Raw genomic sequence first — 19,433 nt, 5'->3', positions numbered from 1 at the left:
AGTGAATATAATATTATGGGAAATAAAAGCATACAAAAGTTTTTTGCCGATCAAAATTCTGTAATTGATTTATCTTCTTTGGGTAATGCCAAAGGCGCAAAAGTTTCTCTTTCCGGGCCAGACATGAACATTACTACGCCGCATGGGTCAGTGATCATTGTCAATGGCGCTCTTTATTCAAGTATCAAAGGCAATAACCTCGCTGTTAAATTTAAAGATAAGACTATTACCGGCGCTAAAATTCTGGGCAGCGTAGATTTAAAAGATATTCAACTAGAGAGAATTGACAGCTCATTGGTTGATTCTGCTCAGGTAGAAAAGAAAGGTAATGGCAAACGACGAAATAAGAAGGAAGAAGAGGAATTAAAAAAGCAGCTTGACGAGGCTGAAAACGCAAAGAAAGAAGCTGATAAGGCGAAGGAAGAAGCTGAGAAAGCTAAGGAGGCTGCAGAAAAAGCGCTCAATGAAGCGTTTGAAGTACAGAACTCGTCAAAGCAAATTGAAGAAATGCTGCAGAACTTTTTGGCTGACAATGTAGCAAAAGACAATCTGGCTCAGCAAAGCGATGCTTCCCAGCAAAATACCCAAGCTAAAGCAACGCAGGCTTCTAAACAGAACGATGCTGAAAAAGTTCTTCCTCAACCTATTAATAAAAATACCAGCACTGGCAAAAGTAATAGCAGTAAAAATGAGGAAAATAAGCTCGATGCCGAGTCTGTTAAAGAGCCGCTTAAAGTCACATTAGCGCTTGCGGCCGAGAGTAACAGCGGTAGCAAAGATGATAGTATAACTAATTTTACCAAACCTCAGTTTGTAGGTAGCACTGCTCCCAATGCCACGGTCATTATTAAAATTAATGGTATTGCTGTCGGTCAGGCTGTAGCGGATAGTTTGGGTAACTTCACCTTCACTGCGCCTGAAACATTGACTGATGGAACATACAATCTGGAGGCAGAGGCCAAGACTGCTGATGGGAGCGGTAGCGCCAAACTTGTCATTACTATCGATTCCGTTACCGATAAGCCAACATTTGAACTTTCGCCTGAAAGTAGTGTGTCTGGTCATAAGGGCTTAACGCCGACCTTGACGCCTTCAATTGTTGGTACGGCGGAAGAGAATGCCAAGGTTGACATTTATGTAGATAATAAACTGGTTGCCAGCGTTGATGTCGATAAAGATGGAAACTGGAGTTATGAATTTAAAGATAATGAATTATCTGAGGGCGAAAATAGTATAAAAGTCGTTGCCGTAGATAAAGCAGGTAATAAAAACGAAACGACGGATAGTATCATAACCGACACCATTGCTCCGGAAAAGCCGACGATTGAGCTGGATGATAGTAGTGATTCCGGCATTAAAAATGACAGCATTACAAATAGCACCCTGCCAACATTTATTGGTGTGGCGGAACCCGGTTCTACAGTCTCTATTTATCTTGGACTTAAACATCTTGGTGAGGTCATTGTTGCTAAAGATGGGACATGGAGCTATACGCTTACTACGCCGCTCAAGGATGGCGAATACAATATAACAGCAACAGCTACTGATATTGCCGGGCATACCTCAGCGACGGCAAATCTGCCTTTTACTATTGATACACGTATCAGCTATTTCAGCGCTGAGATTGAAACTACTGATGATAGCGGTATTGTTGGAGATAACGTTACTAACAATACTCGCCCAACCTTTACAGGTAAAACTGAGCCAAATGCTATTATCAGTGTCATAAATAGTGAGACTGGCGAAGAGGTTATTTTTAAAGCGAATGACAAGGGCGAATGGACGTTCAATTTCACTTCCGACTCAGTGGAAGGGGTTAACAATCTTACGTTCACTGTTGAAGATGTCGCTGGCAACAAAAAGGATTTTTCCTTTAGTTACGTTATCGATACTGTTGCCCCTGTACCTCCGACAGTTTCTTTGGAGGATTTTGTTGTTTTACCGAATGGTATAATTTTATCAGGGAATGATTTACCGGCTTTAGTCGGTACGGCAGAGCCAAAGTCTACCATCTTATTGATGCGAGATGGTAAATTATATGACAGCATTGAGGTTGACTCAAACGGGACCTGGAATTATCAGTTTAGTAATAAATTTCTTCAGGGTGCCTATGATATTGAAATCATTTCTCAGGATGCCGCCGGTAATAAATCCTCTACTGTTAAATATTCTTTTACTATTCAAACTGAAGTTGTACCTCCAAAAGCGGAACTCGATGCCAGTGATGATTCCGGTGCAAAAGGCGACTGGATTACCAATAAACATAATGCTCTGACGTTACTGGGAACAGCGGATAGGTTTGCTACCGTAAATATCCTTATTGATGGTAAAACGATAGGCGTGACGACTGCGGATGCAGACGGTAACTGGAATTTTGATATTTCCCGAAATCTGTCTGACAATGTTTATAAGATTACGGTTGAATCCATCGATCCTTTAGGAAGAACGTCATCTGTAGATTATCAGCTTACCATTGATAGCTTTACGCCGATCCCTACTGTTATGTTGCATGATAGCGCTGATTCTGGCGTTAAAGGCGATATGATTACTAAAATTAATACGCCGTTGTTTACCGGGATGGCTGAAGCTAATGCTAAGGTTTCCATCTATGTTGACGGTGTGTTAAGTGGCGAGGCTATTGCTGGCGATGATGGTGTATGGAATTTTCAATTTACCACAGCGTTATCCGATGGCTCGCATGACGTAACGGTAAAGGTAGAAGATATTGCCGGTAATACTGCCTCCTCATCAGCGTATAATTTCCAAATCGTAACGCAAACACAAAAACCAACAATAGAGTTGGTCAACGATACGGGGGTTGATAATACAGACCATATTATTAATGAAAAGAATCCTGCACTGACAGGAACCGCTGCACCCTATTCAACGGTTAAACTCTATATTGATGGTGCGCTGATCGCTGAGGTCAGAACAAATAAAGATGGCAGATGGGAGTATACTCTAAAAGCCGATCAAGGTTTGGTTGATGGCGATCATAGAATAACCGCTTCAGTTGAAGATATCGCTGGCAACATTGCCCATTCGGATCCTTTCTTAATTAGCGTCGATACTGCTATTTCAATACCGATAGTTTCATTGAGCCCGGATTCAGATTCGGGAATTTCAGATGATAATTTAACGAATATCGTTAAACCTACCTTGCACCTAAAAGATATTGATCCGGACATTATCAGTGTTCAGGTATGGGATGCCGCGTCTGATACGCAGATCGGTGTTGCCACGCAACAACCTGATGGTTCATGGGCCTATACCTTTACTTCAGATTTAACGGAAGGCTTGCATCAGGTTTATGTCAAGGTTGAGGACATTGCGGGTAATAAAGCAAACAGCGCGGTATTCGATTTTACTATCGATACCACAGTATCAACGCCGGTGATTTCCCTGCTTTCTAAGGATGATACGGGGGTTACAGGCGATAACCTGACCAACATCAATAAGCCAGGTTTTGCTATTTCCGGTGTTGATGCCGATGCGCATCGGGTCGTCGTACAGGTGATGCACAATGGCGTGAGCGAAGAGATCGAACTTTCCCACCTCAATGGTAGCTGGTTATTTACACCAGGGAATACGTGGGCGGATGGCAGCTACACGTTAACGGTGAAAGTAGAAGATAAGGCAGGAAATACCAACTACTCAGCGCCGCTGACGGTCGTTATCGATACCCAAATCGCCATTGATGGGGTGGAACTGGTCAACGATAGCGGCGTGAAAGGCGATAATATGACCAATGACGACCGTCCCCACTTTCGTGTGACGGTACCGACGGATGTCAATGAAGTCCGTCTGAGCATTGACGGTGGTAATTCGTGGGTTCAGGCAACTCCGGGCGTGGCAGGAAGCTGGGAGTATATCTGGCCGACAGACCTGGCAGATGGTCAATACACGCTAACGGTGGAAGCTACTGATAAAGCAGGCAATACAGTGACGAAGACCATCGATTTCGCGGTGGATACCACGCTGTCAGTGCCGGTCATCGTACTGAATAGCGCGGACGATACCGGTGTCCAGGGCGATAACATGACGAATAGCACCCAGCCGACATTCGCCCTGCAGCATATTGATGATGATGCCGTTCGCGTTACGGTCAGCGTGGAGCATGGCGGCGTCACCACCACATTTGACGCCACGAAAGGCGTAGGCGGATGGAGCTTTACGCCGACAGGGGCGTGGGCGGATGGTGATTATACCCTGAGTGTGTCAGTCGAAGATAAAGCGGGAAACACCAGCCATTCGGCATCGCTGACGGTGACGGTGGACACGCAAATCGCCATTAATAACATTGAACTGGTCAATGACAGCGGTATTCCCAACGATAATCTGACTAATAACGTGCGTCCGCACTTCCAGGTGACGGTACCGACGGATGTCAACGTGGTGCGCCTGAGCATTGACGGCGGCAAGACGTGGTTCAACGCTACCCAGAACGCGACGCCGGGCGTTTGGGATTATATCTGGCCGGATGATGTGGCCGACGGAGGCTATACCCTGACGGTAGAAGCGACCGATGAGGCGGGAAATAAGACAACACAGACGCTCGATTTCACCATCGATACCACTCTGTCTGTGCCGACCCTCGCGCTGGACAGCGCAGATGACAGCGGCATCGCGGGCGATAATATCACCAATGTTAAAACGCCGGGCTTTACCCTCAACAATATTGATACCGATGTCAGCCGGGTGATAGTGGAGGTAATGCACAATGGCATTAAACAGGAGGTGCCACTGGTTCAGACCGGCGGACAGTGGCGCTTTGCGCCGACCAGCGACTGGGCGGACGGCGACTATATCCTGACGGTGAAGGTAGAAGATAGGGCCGGAAATGTGAAGCAGTCCGCGCCGTTGACGGTGACAGTGGACACGCACATCGCCATTGACCGTATTGAACTGGTTAACGACAGCGGTATCCCCGGCGATAATCTGACCAATGAAGCACGCCCGCACTTTCAGGTGACAGTACCGGCGGATGTTAACGGTGTAAGACTGAGCATTGATGGCGGCAAAACGTGGTTTGACGCTACGCAGAGCGCGACGCCGGGCGTTTGGGATTATACCTGGCTGACGAATGTGGCTAACGGCCCTCACACCCTGATGGTGGAAGCGTCCGACAAGGCGGGAAACAAAACGACGCAGAAACTGGACTTCATCATCGATACCATGCTGTCAGAACCGACGATTACCCTGGACAGTGCGGATGACAGCGCCGCTGGCGATAACATCACCAACGTTAAGATGCCAGGCTTTACCCTCGGTAATATCGACGCCGACGTGACCAAAGTGGTGGTGACGGTGGCGCATGATGGTAAGAACCAACAGATAGAGTTGATTAAGAACGGCGGTGTGTGGCGCTTTACGCCGGGCGCAGCCTGGACCGATGGCGACTATACGCTGACGGTAAAGGTAGAAGATAAGGCGGGTAATACAAATTATTCTGCGCCGCTGACGGTGACTATCGATACGCAAACGTCTATTGATCGCATTGAACTTCTTAATGACACGGGTATTGTCGGGGATAACCTGACCAATGAAGCACGTCCACAGTTTCATATTACGGTACCGACGGACGTGAACTCTGTGCAACTGAGTCTTGATGGCGGCATCAACTGGGTTAACGCAACGCTGACGCCCGACGGCGTTTGGGAGTATATATGGCCGACAGATCTGGTCGAAAATACGTATACCCTGACAGTGAAAGCAACCGATGTTGCAGGCAACACGGCGACGGAAACGCTCAATTTTATCATTGATACCACATTGTCGACACCGACCATCACGCTGGATAGCGCAGATGATAGCGGCACCGCCAACGATAATAAGACTAACGTTAAAACACCGGGTTTTATTATCGGCGGTATTGATTCTGACGTGACTCAGGTCGTCGTGCAGGTGATGCGCGATGGTCACAGCGAGGAGGTGGAGCTGACGCAGACTAACGGGCAGTGGCGTTTTGTACCCGGCAGCGCGTGGACTGATGGCGACTATACGCTGACGGTAACGGTGAAAGATGAGGCGGGTAATATTCGCCACTCAGCGCCGTTGACGGTCACCATCGATACGCAAATCGCCATTGACCATATTGAACTGGTCAATGACAGCGGTATTCCCGACGATAATCTGACCAATGAAGCGCGCCCGCACTTCCAGGTGACGGTACCGACGGATGTCAACGTGGTGCGCCTGAGCATTGACGGCGGCAAGACGTGGTTCAACGCTACCCAGAGCGCGACGCCGGGCGTCTGGGATTATACCTGGCTGGCTGATGTGGGAGAGGGTAAGCATACCCTGACAGTGGAGGCGACCGACAAGGCGGGAAACAAAACGACGCAGCAACTGGACTTCATCATCGATACCATGCTGTCAGAACCGACTATCGTGCTGGACAACACGGACGACAGCGGAACAAAAGGCGATAACCTGACCAACGTAAATAAGCCGACGTTTTTACTGGGCAATATTGACGCAGACGCGCGGTATGTCACGGTTGAGGTGCAGCATGGCGGCACGAAAGAAGTGCTGACGGCCACCAAAGACGCGACCGGCAACTGGAGCGTAACACCGACCGGCACATGGGCAGATGGCGACTATACGCTGACGGTGAGGGTGGAAGATGAGGCGGGGAACGAAAAACACTCAGCGTCGCTGACGGTCACTGTTGATACCCAAATCACCATTGATGCTATTGAACTGGTTAATGATAACGGTATTCCCGGCGACAATATGACTAACGACGCCCATCCGCAGTTCCGCGTGACGGTACCGGGGGACGTTAACGAAGTCAGTCTGAGCATTGACGGTGGCGTGACCTGGGTTAAGGCGACACAGAGCGCGACGCCGGGCGTCTGGAATTATACCTGGCCGGGCACCGTGCCGGATGGCGACTATACGCTGAATGTGAAAGCGACTGACAATGCGGGTAATACGGTGACGGAGACACTCCACTTCACTATTGATACCACGCTGTCGACGCCGGTCATCGTACTGGATAGCGCGGACGACACCGGCATCCAGGGCGATAACATGACTAATCGCACCCAGCCGACATTTAACCTGCAACATATTGATGATGATGCCGTTCGCGTTACGGTCAGCGTGGAGCATGGCGGCGTCACCACCACATTTGACGCCACGAAAGGCGTAGGCGGATGGACCTTTACGCCGCCGACATCATGGGGGGCGGGCGATTATACCCTGAGTGTGTCAGTCGAAGATAAAGCGGGGAACACCAGCCATTCGGCATCGCTGACGGTGACGGTGGACACGCAAATCGCCATTAATAACATTGAACTGGTCAATGACAGCGGTATTCCCGACGATAATCTGACTAATAACGTGCGTCCGCAGTTCCAGGTGAAGGTACCGACGGATGTTAACGAGGTGCGCCTGAGCATTGACGGCGGCAAGACATGGTTCAACGCTACCCAGAGCGCGACGCCGGGCGTCTGGGATTATACCTGGCTGGCTGATGTGGGAGAGGGGAAGCATACCCTGACAGTGGAGGCGACCGACAAGGCGGGAAACCAGACGACGCAGAAACTGGACTTCATCATCGATACCCTACTGTCAGAACCGACTATCGTGCTGGACAACACGGACGACAGCGGAACAAAAGGCGATAACCTGACCAACGCGAATAAGCCGACGTTTTTACTGGGTAATATTGACGCAGACGCGCGGTATGTCACGGTTGAGGTGCAGCATGGCAGCACGAAAGAAGTGCTGACGGCCACCAAAGGCGCGACCGGCATCTGGAGCGTGACACCGACCGGCACATGGGCAGATGGCGACTATACGCTGACGGTGAGGGTGGAGGATGAAGCGGGTAACGTAAAATACTCGGCGCCGCTGACGGTCACGGTTGATACCCAAATCACCATCGATGTTATTGAACTGGTTAATGATAACGGTATTCCCGGCGACAACCTGACCAATGACGTTCGTCCACACTTCCGCGTCACGGTGCCAGGGGATGTCAACGAGGTACGTCTGAGTATCGACGGCGGTAATACGTGGGTTCGTGCAACACAGGGCACGGCAGGGATCTGGGATTACACCTGGCCGAAAGATGTGACCGACGGGCTACATACCCTGACGGTAGAAGCGACCGATAAGGCGGGAAATAAGACGACGCAGACGCTCGATTTTACCATTGATACCCGGCTGTCAACGCCTACCATCACTATGGATAGCAGGGACGATACAGGTGCCATTGGCGATCATATTACGAGCGTCAAAAGACCGGGCTTTACCATTGGCAATATTGACTCCGATGCGCAATCGGTCATTTTGCGGATCACACAGGGCGGCAATAGCCAGGAAGTGACACTAACCCAGGTTGGAGGACAGTGGCGCTTTACGCCAGATGCTGACTGGGCGGACGGTAGCTATACACTGACGGTAGAGGTAACGGATAACGCAGGAAACGTTCGTCAGTCCACGCCGCTGATAGTGACGGTAGATACGCAAACCAGCATTACTGATATTACATTGGTCAATGATCATGGCGTGCCGGATGACAATCTAACTAACAGCACCCGTCCGCAGTTTGAGATCACGGTGCCGGCGGATGTGAATTCTGTGCAACTGAGCATTGATGGCGGCGCAAACTGGGTGAGCGCGGCGCAGGGTATCGAAGGCGTCTGGGGCTATACCTGGCCAACGGACATGGGCGATGGAAAACACACCCTAACCGTCATGGTCACCGACAGAGCGGGCAATACGGCGACGCAAACGCTTGAATTTTTCATCGACACCCGGTTGTCGACGCCGACCATTGCGCTGGATAGTACGGATGATACCGGTACGCCTGGCGATGATATGACCAATCGCACCCGACCGACCTTTATTCTGCAGAATATCGATTCGGATGTTATCAACGTTACAGTCAGCGTCACGCATAATGGAACGACAACCTCGTTTACTGCGACACAGGGGGCTGGAGGATGGAGCTTTACACCGCCAGCACCGTGGGGCGACGGTGATTATACGCTGACGGTGACAGTGGAGGATCGGGCGGGAAATACGCGTCCGTCTACGCCGCTGACGGTGACAGTGGATACGCAAATAGCCATTGATCATATTGAATTAGTCAACGATAGCGGCGTCCCTGGCGATAATATCACAAAACATGTGCGTCCGCAGTTCCAGATCTCGGTACCGGATGATGTGGAAAAGGTTCTTCTGAGTATTGACGGCGGCACGACCTGGGTTACTGCAATCAAGAGTTCGACGGCTGGCATTTGGGATTACACCTGGCCGACGGATATGCCAGAGGGACAGCATACCCTGATCGTGGAAGTGACTGACGGTGCGGGTAATAAGATGACGGGGACGCTCGATTTCACTATCGACATCACGTTGTTGACGCCAACCATTGAGCTAGCGCCCGATCAGGATACCGGACAGAATAAGAACGATAATCTGACCAGTGTCACTCAGCCGATATTTGTGTTGGGGAGTATCGATAAAGATGTTCGACACGTGGAATTGAGTATTGAGCATAACGGCACGTTTAAAACGGTGGTACTCACCGAATCAGCCGACGGCTGGCGTTATCGACCGGATTCTGCTTTGGCGGACGGTAGCTACACATTCACCGTGACGGTAACAGATGTGGCAGGCAACCAGCAAACATCCGCGCCTTTAAAGGTGACGATAGACGGTACGTTGACTACGCCGGTGATTGAACTGGCAGCTGGCGAAGATAGCGGTACTGTTGGCGATCGCCTCACCAATCACGATCGGCCGGTGTTCGACATACGCCAGGTTGATTCTGACGTTACGCGCGTGATGGTCAAAGTAACTTACAACGGTAAAACGCACGAGGAAGCGGCGGTATTCACCAATGGTCAATGGCGCTTTACGCCTTCTGCGAGCTGGGCTGATGGCTCATATCAGTTAGCCGTTGTGGTGGAAGATCTGGCGGGGAATGTAAAAGAATCTGCGCCGTTAGAGGTGCGTATTGATACCACGACAACCATTAACAATATCGTATTGCTTAATGATACTGGCGTGCAGAATGATCAATTAACGAATGTTGCCAAACCGTCATTCAGAATTGACGTTCCCGGTGATGTCATCCAGGTACGCGTAACCCTGGATGGTGGCGCTAACTGGAATGTGATACGCAAAAATGCCGACGGACAGTGGATTTTTGACAGCCCGAATACTCTGGTTGACGGCACATATACCCTTCGCGTAGAGGCCACGGATGAGGCAGGTAATATTGCGAATAAAGATTTAGTATTTAATATCGATACTAATATACAGGTTCCGACTATTGCTTTAGACGCAGGACAAGATACCGGAGCGAATACAGCCGATAATATCACTAATATTTCACGACCCACCTTTACGATTGGTAATGTTGACCCCGATGTTATTAAAGTCGTGGTGACGATTGATGGTCATGATTATAACGCGACTAAGGTTGGGGCTGGTTGGCAATTTACACCAGGCAATGCCATTCCGGATGGTTCTTATAATATTACCGTTACGGTTGAAGATAAGGCCGGAAATACCGCGACATCGAAACCATTACCTGTTGTGATAGATACGACGGCTGAAATTGAAAGCGTCACGTTGGTTACAGATAGCGGTGATAGCGATGTAGATAACATTACCAAAGTCGACAAGCCGCAGTTTAGTATTGTTACCGCTGATGATATTACCCATGTGCGCGTTAAAATCGATAACGCCGCTAATTGGATTGAACTCACAAAAGGAGGGGATGGCCGCTGGATATTTAATGTCGGTTCGGCATTACCTGATGGGAAACACACTCTCTTGGTTGATGTGACTGATATCGCTGGCAACGTTGCGCAAGAAACGCTGCAGTTTACGATTGATACGACTCTGCGAGAGCCGACAATTGTACTCGATCCCACCCATGATACTGGTGATGATACTAATGATAATCTTACCAGGATTAACAAACCGGTGTTTATTATCGGTAATGTCGATAATGATGTATCACACATTGTGGTTCATATTGATGGTCGGGATTACACCATTGAAAACACAGGGGGGAATTTAACCTTTACGCCGGATCAACCGCTGTCTGACGGTCAGCATACGATCTCTGTTACCGTAACGGATATTGCTGGTAATACCAAAACATCGGCCGAACTGCAGATTGAAATCGACACGCAGGTTCAGATTGACAGTGTTACGTTAACAACAGATAGCGGCGTCAACGATCACGATAATGTCACCAATGCTACCCGTCCCTCTTTTGAAATTGCAACGCCTGATGATGTGACATCGGTGCTGGTTTCTTTCGATGGCGTAAACTGGACGCCTATCAGTAAAAATGCGGCCGGGCAGTGGGAATTTACTGCAGGTAGCGCATTGCCTGATGGTCATTATACTCTCCATGTCCAGGCGACGGATCGGGCAGGAAATACGGCAAATTCCACGCTGGGCTTCACCGTGGATACGCAGATTGACGGCCTGAGCGTCGTGATGCTGGACGACGCCGGAAAGGATTCTACGGATGGTATTACGAATATTACCTCTCCACGTTTTGAAATTTCAGCCAGAGAACCGCTGCAGAGCGTGACGGTAATTTTAAACGGGAAATCCAGCACACTGACTCAGGGGGCAGGTAATAAATGGCTGTTTACCCCTGATACACCGTTAGTGGATGGAACTTACAAAATAGAAATAGTGGCTGAAGATATCGCAGGTAATAAAATTAGCAAAGAGGTATCATTCACAATAGACACTATTGTTTCTGATCCCAGTATTGATTTGCTGGATGCGGATGATACTGGCGAAAGCGCTGTTGATAATATTACGAGTGTCACTAAACCACGTTTCGTTATTGGCAATGTACCCGCCGATATTGATACTGTTGTAATCAGAATTAACGGCGTTTCTTATCCGGTTACGGCAAATGGCAATAACCTCTGGGAATTTCAGGTTCCCGTTGCGTTAAACGATGGCGTATATGAAGCCGTTGTTGTCTTCAGAGATATTGCCGGAAATACTTCTGAAACTAAGCTGCCCTTTACCATTGATACCACGACAAGCGTCAGTGTCAGAATGGAGCCAGCGTCTGATACCGGCAGCTCCAATAGCGATAACCTTACGAATAAGCAAAATCCCAAATTCGAAGGTACTGCGGAGCCTAATGCGAAACTGGTGATTACCATTGTTGATGATAAGTCAGGTCGGGAGGTTCTAAAACACACGATTACGGTTGGCGCCGATGGCAACTGGAGTGTGACGCCGAATATACTGCCGGATGGCATGTATACCATCAACGTCGTCGCAACAGATGTCGCGGGAAATACTGCGCAAACGCAGGAAAGATTCACTATCGATACGGTTACGATCGATCCTACCATTCGCCTTTCGGATCCATCTATTGATGATCAGTATGAAGCAACCAGCCTGCGTCCTGAGTTCAAAGGGCTAGCCGAAGCGTTCTCGACGATTATGATTCAGTGGGATGGGAAAGTGGTCGGCTCGGCAAACGCCAATGCGAATGGCGAATGGAGTTGGACGCCGCCATCAGTATTAGCGCCAGGCTCCTATGTTGTGAGCATTGTTGCCAAAGATAAAGCGGGTAATGAATCGTCGCAGGTCGACTTTCCTGTCGTAATACCTGTTATTGATGTCACGCCTCCAACCATAAAGCTCAGCGAGGAGAGCGATAGTGGTGCCTTAGGAGACTTTACCACGAATAATAAAACGCCGACCCTGGTTGGGAACACGTTACCTAATGCGATTGTGAGTATTTATGTGGATGGCGTGAAGGTCGGCGAGGCGACAGCGGATACAGCGGGTCGATATACTTTCCAGTTATCGGAAATGAAAGATGGCCATTATGTCGTCCAGGTGGGTATCGTCAACCCTCGCGATAATAGCGAACTGCGTTCCACCGCCGTTGATGTCACTATCGATACCGAGGTTGCTGAACTGGTATGGAATATATCTGGAATGCATGAGGGCGGATATATCAATACGGTGACGCCGGAGATTGGCGGCACCAGTGAGCCAAACAGCAAAATCACTATCTTTGTGAATGGCGTTGAAAAAGCGATTGCTTATACGACAGGCGCAGGACACTGGGGCGTAGTATTACCTGCTTTGGGTAATGACGGTAATTATGTATTAACGTTTAAAGTTGAAGATGTTGCCGGCAATATCAGAGAGTTTGGTCCGCAGAATGTGATACTGGATACGGTAATTTCGCCGTTAACCGTGGTATTACGCGAAGCTGATGACAGTGGCAAAGTTGGCGACTGGATCACCAATAAATCTCATGTCACCATCGATGGTACTGCCGAAGCCGGAAGTACTTTAACCATCAGGAATCCACAGGGGGTGGTTATTGCTACCCTGGTGGTAGGCAATGATGGTCGATGGAGCGCAGAATTAGATCTGCGTGAAGGTAGTAATGCCTTTGTCGTGGTATCGGAAGATAAAGCGGGCAACAGCCAACAAAAAGATATCCTGATAGAACATGATACGCAGATTGAAATCAGCGATATTTCATTAAGTCGGGATACTAATAGCGGTGATAAATATGATCTGATTACCAATAATAAGTCTCCGGTACTGGTTGCCATGACCGATCCCGGCGCGACGGTACAGGTTTATATTAATGGTGTGTTACAAGGCACAGTAGAGGCGAGTTCGTCAGGTAATATTAGCTATACCATGCCGGCAAATAGCGCCGACGGCGAGTATCAGGTGCAATTTGTTGCTACGGATACTGCTGGTAACCGGGTTGAGTCTGCGATTACAACCGTGACAATCGATTCTCAAATTGCTGTCTTTGACATTGATGAAGATTCATTACCGGCCCTCTCTAATAACCGGGCGTTGTCAGTCTCAGGTGTCGGGGAGGCAGGTTCTCAGGTCAGCATCTTTGTCGATGGTAAATTAGTCAACGTTGTTATGGTTGAGGCTGATGGCACATGGCGCGCGCCGATACTGCTGCAAGATGATGGTACGTTTAATATTCATTTCAGCATTACTGACGTTGCTGGCAACACTGAAGTGAGCAAGGATTATAGCGTGGATGTCGATTCATCAACCGACTTCCCAACGCTCAACCTTGAAGATGCGAGCAACTCTGGTTCACTTGACGATCTGATTACTAGTCACAACAAGCCTGTGTTAGTTGGCACCGCAGAAGCGGGAGCCACAATCCATATTTATGTGGATGAAAAGATCGTGGCAAATGTTCTTGTGCTTGAAGATGGAACCTGGTCCTATCAGTTTGATAATGCGTTAAAAGATGGTGAATATTCTATCCGAGTGGTTGCCGAAGACCCGGCAGGTAATACGGCAGAATCGCCTCGCTTACTCGTCACGATAGATACCAGTACGTTTATCGATAATCCTGTTATGATGGCAGGTTCTGATAACGGTATTTTCAGTAATGATAGTATAACGAGTCAAACCCGGCCTGCGTTTAGTATTTATGGAGAAATGAACCAGAGTGTTCAGATTTTCATTGATGGGGTGTTAGTCGATACGATCACGGTGACGGACAGAAATCAAGTTTATCGACCTGAGTCACCGTTGGGCGATGGTTCCCATAGCATTTATTATGTTATCACCGATAAAGCAGGCAACACGGCTACCTCGAAAACGCTAAACTTTACTATCGATACCTTTAATACGACGCCTGTCGCCATTGATTCTATCGGTGGACAAACGTTAGCAGAGATGACCGGTAGTGATGGCAAAATATATATAACGGACACGACACGTAACTTATTGTTTAGTGGCAGTGCCGAGCCCAATAGCAAAATAGAAATCATCATTAATGGCTTAAATGTGGGGGAAGTTTGGGTTAATGACAAAGGCCACTGGCAGATGCCGGTGAACCCGCTTTATTTCACAGAAGGCCAGCTGGATATCACTGTTAAATCTACGGACCGTGCTGGTAACGTAAATCAGGAAAAGTATTCCATTTGGGTCGATACGCATATTCAGGTATTTACCAGCGAGCTTGATGACAATAAATCATCATCGAAAACGGACTGGTGGAGTAATAGCTCCACTATTACCATGAGAGGTATGGGGGAAATTGGCGCTACGGTATCATTAATCGTGGCAGGGGTCACGCTGGCAACCGCTGTCGTTGCGGCTAATGGGCAGTGGGAGTTATCGACCGATCAACTTCCGGAAGGGAAATACGATATCACTTTGAGTATTGAGGATAACGCAGGCAACCGTAAGGAAGAAGTACATGAAATATTTATTGATCGAACGCCGCCAAACGCTCCGGTCGTAACTTATTCAGATATTGTCAACGATCTAATTATTATGCAGGGAACGGCGGAAGCCAAATCTCAGCTAATAATAACCGATAGTAATGGGAATACTTATACGTTAACCGTTCCTGATAATGGTAAATGGAGTATGGCGATCCCGTATCCATCGGAAGGGAAGTTTACCATTACGAGTGTGGATGCGATTGGTAACCGGAGTGATGATGTCCCTCTCGATATCATGAAAGAGACTCCTGTTATTTCATTATCTCCAGACTCAGACAGTGGTACGGTGGGCGATAATATTACGCGAGATAATCAGCCTACCTTTATTATCGGGAATCTGGAAAGCGATGTTGTGGTCGTTCAGGTCGATATCAATGGGACCGTATATAATGCTGAAAAAAATGCCGATGGCGTTTGGTTCTTTACGCCAGGTACACCGTTAGCTGATGGTTCCTATACGATATCGGTAATCGCAAGCGATGCCGCGGGTAATCAGAAAAACTCGTTACCCATTACCGTTACGATCGACAGTACGCTGACCGTGCCGGAGATTGCGCTGGCAGCAGGTGAAGGCAATGGCGCTTCAGACAGCGATAACGTGACGAATCACAATCACACCCAGCCTAAGTTCACGCTGCAGCATATTGATGCTGACGTGACCGGGGTGACCGTAAACGTGACGCATAATGGCGTGACAGACATCTATCAGGCGACGCAAGGCGCGGATGGCTGGACCTTCACGCCGCCAGCCGCCTGGAATGATGGTACCTACACGCTGAGCGTGACGGTGGTGGATCGCGCGGGGAACTCACTGCAATCTGCTTCGCTGGAGGTGACGGTTGACTCAACGGTGACGGTAACAGCGGATAGCCAGCATGACGATGCGAGCGATGACGCCACGCCAACAGCGGTTACTCCACCGGAGTCTGAAACAGTGAATGCCGAAAGCGCTACGCATCTTCGTACAGTGCCGTCTGCGGCGGAAGAAAGCGTGGTGAAGGAGACAGCCTATAGTATTACATTGTTAAACGCTGACTCTGGGGATGAAATAGATCGTTCAATTAGTCAGACACCTTCTTTTGAAATATCAGTACCTGAGAATATTGTTAATGTCAGTGTTATGTTTGAAGGAGAAGAGTTTACTCTGCCGATAACTAACCAGAAAGCAATATTCGAAGTTCCGCTATCTTTGGAAGATGGTGAATATACTATGGACGTGAAATTCCTTGATAAGGACGATGATTTCCTGATTAAGGAGAAAACATTCTCAGTCGATCACTCCTCGGCGGATATTGTGAACGCAATGAATGCAAGAGGAAAGACCGAGGATGATATTAATGATTCCCCTTCAACGAGTTCTGTAGGGCACAACAATAACGGCGCTATTGAAGTTTTCGCCGTTAATGAAGTTACGTTACCTGTAGATAACCAAGAAGAACACGCATAATAACGGAGACCCCTCACCTTTGGGTGAGGGGGTTTACTTATGGATAAAAAACTAGAACCTTATTATTTAAGTGCGGAAACGGCATTATCTATAGTGTCTAAAAAATTCAACATAAAAATTGACATCAAAGAGGATGATATAAATTTAAGATTTAAAAAGTACGACAGAAATAACACTGACGACTCTATACAAATGAAGAATTTCTTTTTGTCGTTAGGGCTTTCTCTACAGGATATATTATTTAATAATGGTGAGGATTTACTAAATGAGCCTATGCCGATTTTACTATTAACACCAGAAATGAAGTGGATGGTGTGTGTGAGTGGCGGGCAAAAAATAAAGTTGGTAAACGCGCGCGGTGAACTCTGTTATGTTGAAATTGAAGATGAATATTTAAAAGAGTTATCTGCATTTAGTATACTACCTTTAAATAAAGTTGTTGATAGTATAAGAGTAAAAAATATCATAAAAAACTCTTTATCGATGAACAAGATTTTTTATACTAAATACTTCTTTTCATCTCTTTTTATGGCAATTTTTGCGTTAACTATTCCAGTATTTAGTAATCTGTTCTATGATAAGCTTGTTCCAAGCGCTTCGGTTTCATCTTTATTTGGCGTGGCTATAATTGTTGCTGTATTTATTGTTTTTGAGTTTATCCTTCGTACTTCGAAAGATATTTATCAGTCTATCACAGCAAGGCAGGATGACGTCGATATTGATATCGCATTTCTTGAAGCGGTCCTGTATAGTAAAAAGAAAAATGGCAGATCCATGTCATCAGCATTTGTGCTATGGAATGAGTTTCAGAAAATTAAACCCGTTTTATTAAACTCGATCTTTCAACGTATAGCCGATATTCCAATATTTATTATATTTCTCATTGTTATATATGTAAATTTAGGTCTGGTCGTTATTGTCCCTGTTACCATGTTTATCGTCTCTATTATTATTTCCCTCGTTAACCACCATTATACTAATGAGTTAATGAACAAACAAAAAGAAGGACAGAAGAACAGGAATATCTTCATCTCAGAGGTTTTCTTATCTATTAAAATGATCCATACCTTAAATAATCAAGGTTTACTTTTTGATTGGGTCAACACATCAAATGAACAGTCGTATCTTAACCTGAAGATAAGGAAATTAAATCTTATCTATCAATCTATATTGGGGAGTATGTCATCTATTACCCAAATAACTATTATGGTAATAGCCTTTTTTATGGTAATCAAGGGTGATGTTACTACTGGCGCAATTGTTTCATCTGTCATTGTCTCTGGTCGTATTTCCGGGATCATTTCGAATTTTTCTTCTACATTAATCTCTATTTTATCAGCAGAAAAAACCGGTAAGGATCTGCTTTCTTTTTTTGATGAAGATCAGGCAGAAAAAACACCGGCATTACAGTCCATATCAAAGTGCAATGGCGATATCTCTATTCGGGGTGTGAGTTATCAGTATGACGCTCAATCTCCGATGATTATTAACCGACTGTCTATAGACATACCTGCGGGGCAGCGTGTCGCAGTGATAGGCGAATGCGGTGCAGGAAAAAGCTCATTACTGGGAATGCTATCTGGCTACCTTTCGCCAACAGACGGCGCCATCTTATATGATGGATATAACTTAGGACATTTATCGCAGAACTTTTTTTCTCAGCATTTAAGCGTGGTGACGACACATGATGTTTTATTCACCGGAACCATTGAAAGTAATTTCGCGTTAAAACCGCAAAACGACAGGGGCCGGGTACTCAAGGCGCTCCATCTGGCGAACTGTGGTTTTATCTTGCAACATCCTATGGGGCTGAAGTTTCCGGTGAATTTTATGGCTAAAAACCTGTCATCCGGACAGCAACAGCAGTTATTATTAGCACGTAGTCTGAGCAGTAACGCCAGCGTCTTTTTATGGGATGAACCAACATCAAATCTGGATGAAAATACCGAGAAGCAAATTTTTGATAACTTAGATGAGTTTATTCATGGGAAAACGTTGATCATGGTGACGCATCGTCGATACCTGATAAAGTATTTTGACCGGGTCCTGGTAATGAAAGGTGGAAAAATAATCCGTGATTGTTCTCCGGATAAATTATTAACGTAAAATAAGCAGCGCTTGTCGCTGTTATCAGGTGGTACTGCTTAATAAAAAAGACCCGTTGCACAAACGGGTCTTTTTTGTCATTTAACGAGTCGGCAACGTCTTCAATAAGTTTAGCTCGATTCTGTTAGGGCTATTCCACTTGCCATTTTTGGATAACCACACCTGGCGGCCCTCATCAACGGCAATGCGAGGGACGTGATGGTTCGCAAGGCTACCCCTGGTGCGCGGTTCCGCGTTGAGATAACCGGTGGGCGACTTCAGCGGCAGCGATGGCGTATCAGGTCAGCACCATCGGCCATTCTGGTGGGGTCTGGCTCATCGTTTCGACCATTACGGCTTCAATGTTATGCCAGATCGCAGCGAGATCCATCATGGTAATACCGAGTAAACCGGTGGCAAACCAGCAGGCGGATACCACGCCCAGACCGCTACTGATCACCGCCAGACCAATATAATCTGATTTACGGAAACGGATATTGAGCGTGCTGGCTAAAAACATGAGCACGGCGCTCAACAGTTGCCAGCGGAGAAGAACGACACCAGTGGTTATGGCAGCCATGAAACATTTCCTCTGAATAGACCTTTGTCCAGGACAGCGCGGCGTTGTTCCCGGGAAACGTGGGACA

General features: G+C 47.3%; 3 protein-coding genes. 2 read left to right on the top strand and 1 reads right to left on the bottom strand.

What is annotated here, in order from left to right:
• The first annotated feature begins 15 nt into the window (after window positions 1-15).
• Both siiE and siiF read left to right on the top strand, forming a co-directional pair.
• Window positions 16-16,701, top strand: a complete 16,686-nt coding sequence (gene siiE, locus J4614_RS09470; protein WP_023233006.1) for a non-fimbrial adhesin SiiE — start codon at window positions 16-18, stop codon at window positions 16,699-16,701.
• Window positions 16,702-16,740: 39 nt separating this feature from the next.
• On the top strand, window positions 16,741-18,807 hold the full coding sequence (siiF, locus tag J4614_RS09465; protein WP_000358575.1) for an SPI-4 type I secretion system protein SiiF: 2,067 nt from the start codon (window positions 16,741-16,743) through the stop codon (window positions 18,805-18,807).
• 277 nt (window positions 18,808-19,084) lie between these two features.
• On the opposite strand, the gene J4614_RS09460 is transcribed toward siiF, so the two are convergent.
• A complete protein-coding gene (locus tag J4614_RS09460; protein ID WP_000719058.1) occupies window positions 19,085-19,366 on the bottom strand; it encodes a YjcB family protein in 282 nt (93 codons plus the stop codon).
• Window positions 19,367-19,433 lie beyond the last annotated feature (67 nt).

This window comes from Salmonella sp. 32031103-2018-00083-FB-01-SM-01 (assembly GCF_017571995.1).
Lineage (GTDB): Bacteria > Pseudomonadota > Gammaproteobacteria > Enterobacterales > Enterobacteriaceae > Salmonella > Salmonella enterica.
The sequence above is the reverse complement of the archived record's forward strand: the minus strand, read 5'-3'. Positions and strand labels throughout refer to the sequence as shown.

Excerpts from the sequence above, each read along its gene's own strand:
- siiE (WP_023233006.1), top strand. The coding sequence starts at position 16 with ATGGGAAATAAAAGCATACAAAAGTTTTTTGCCGATCAAAATTCTGTA.
- J4614_RS09460 (WP_000719058.1), bottom strand. The coding sequence starts at position 19,366 with ATGGCTGCCATAACCACTGGTGTCGTTCTTCTCCGCTGGCAACTGTTG.
- siiF (WP_000358575.1), top strand. The coding sequence starts at position 16,741 with ATGGATAAAAAACTAGAACCTTATTATTTAAGTGCGGAAACGGCATTA.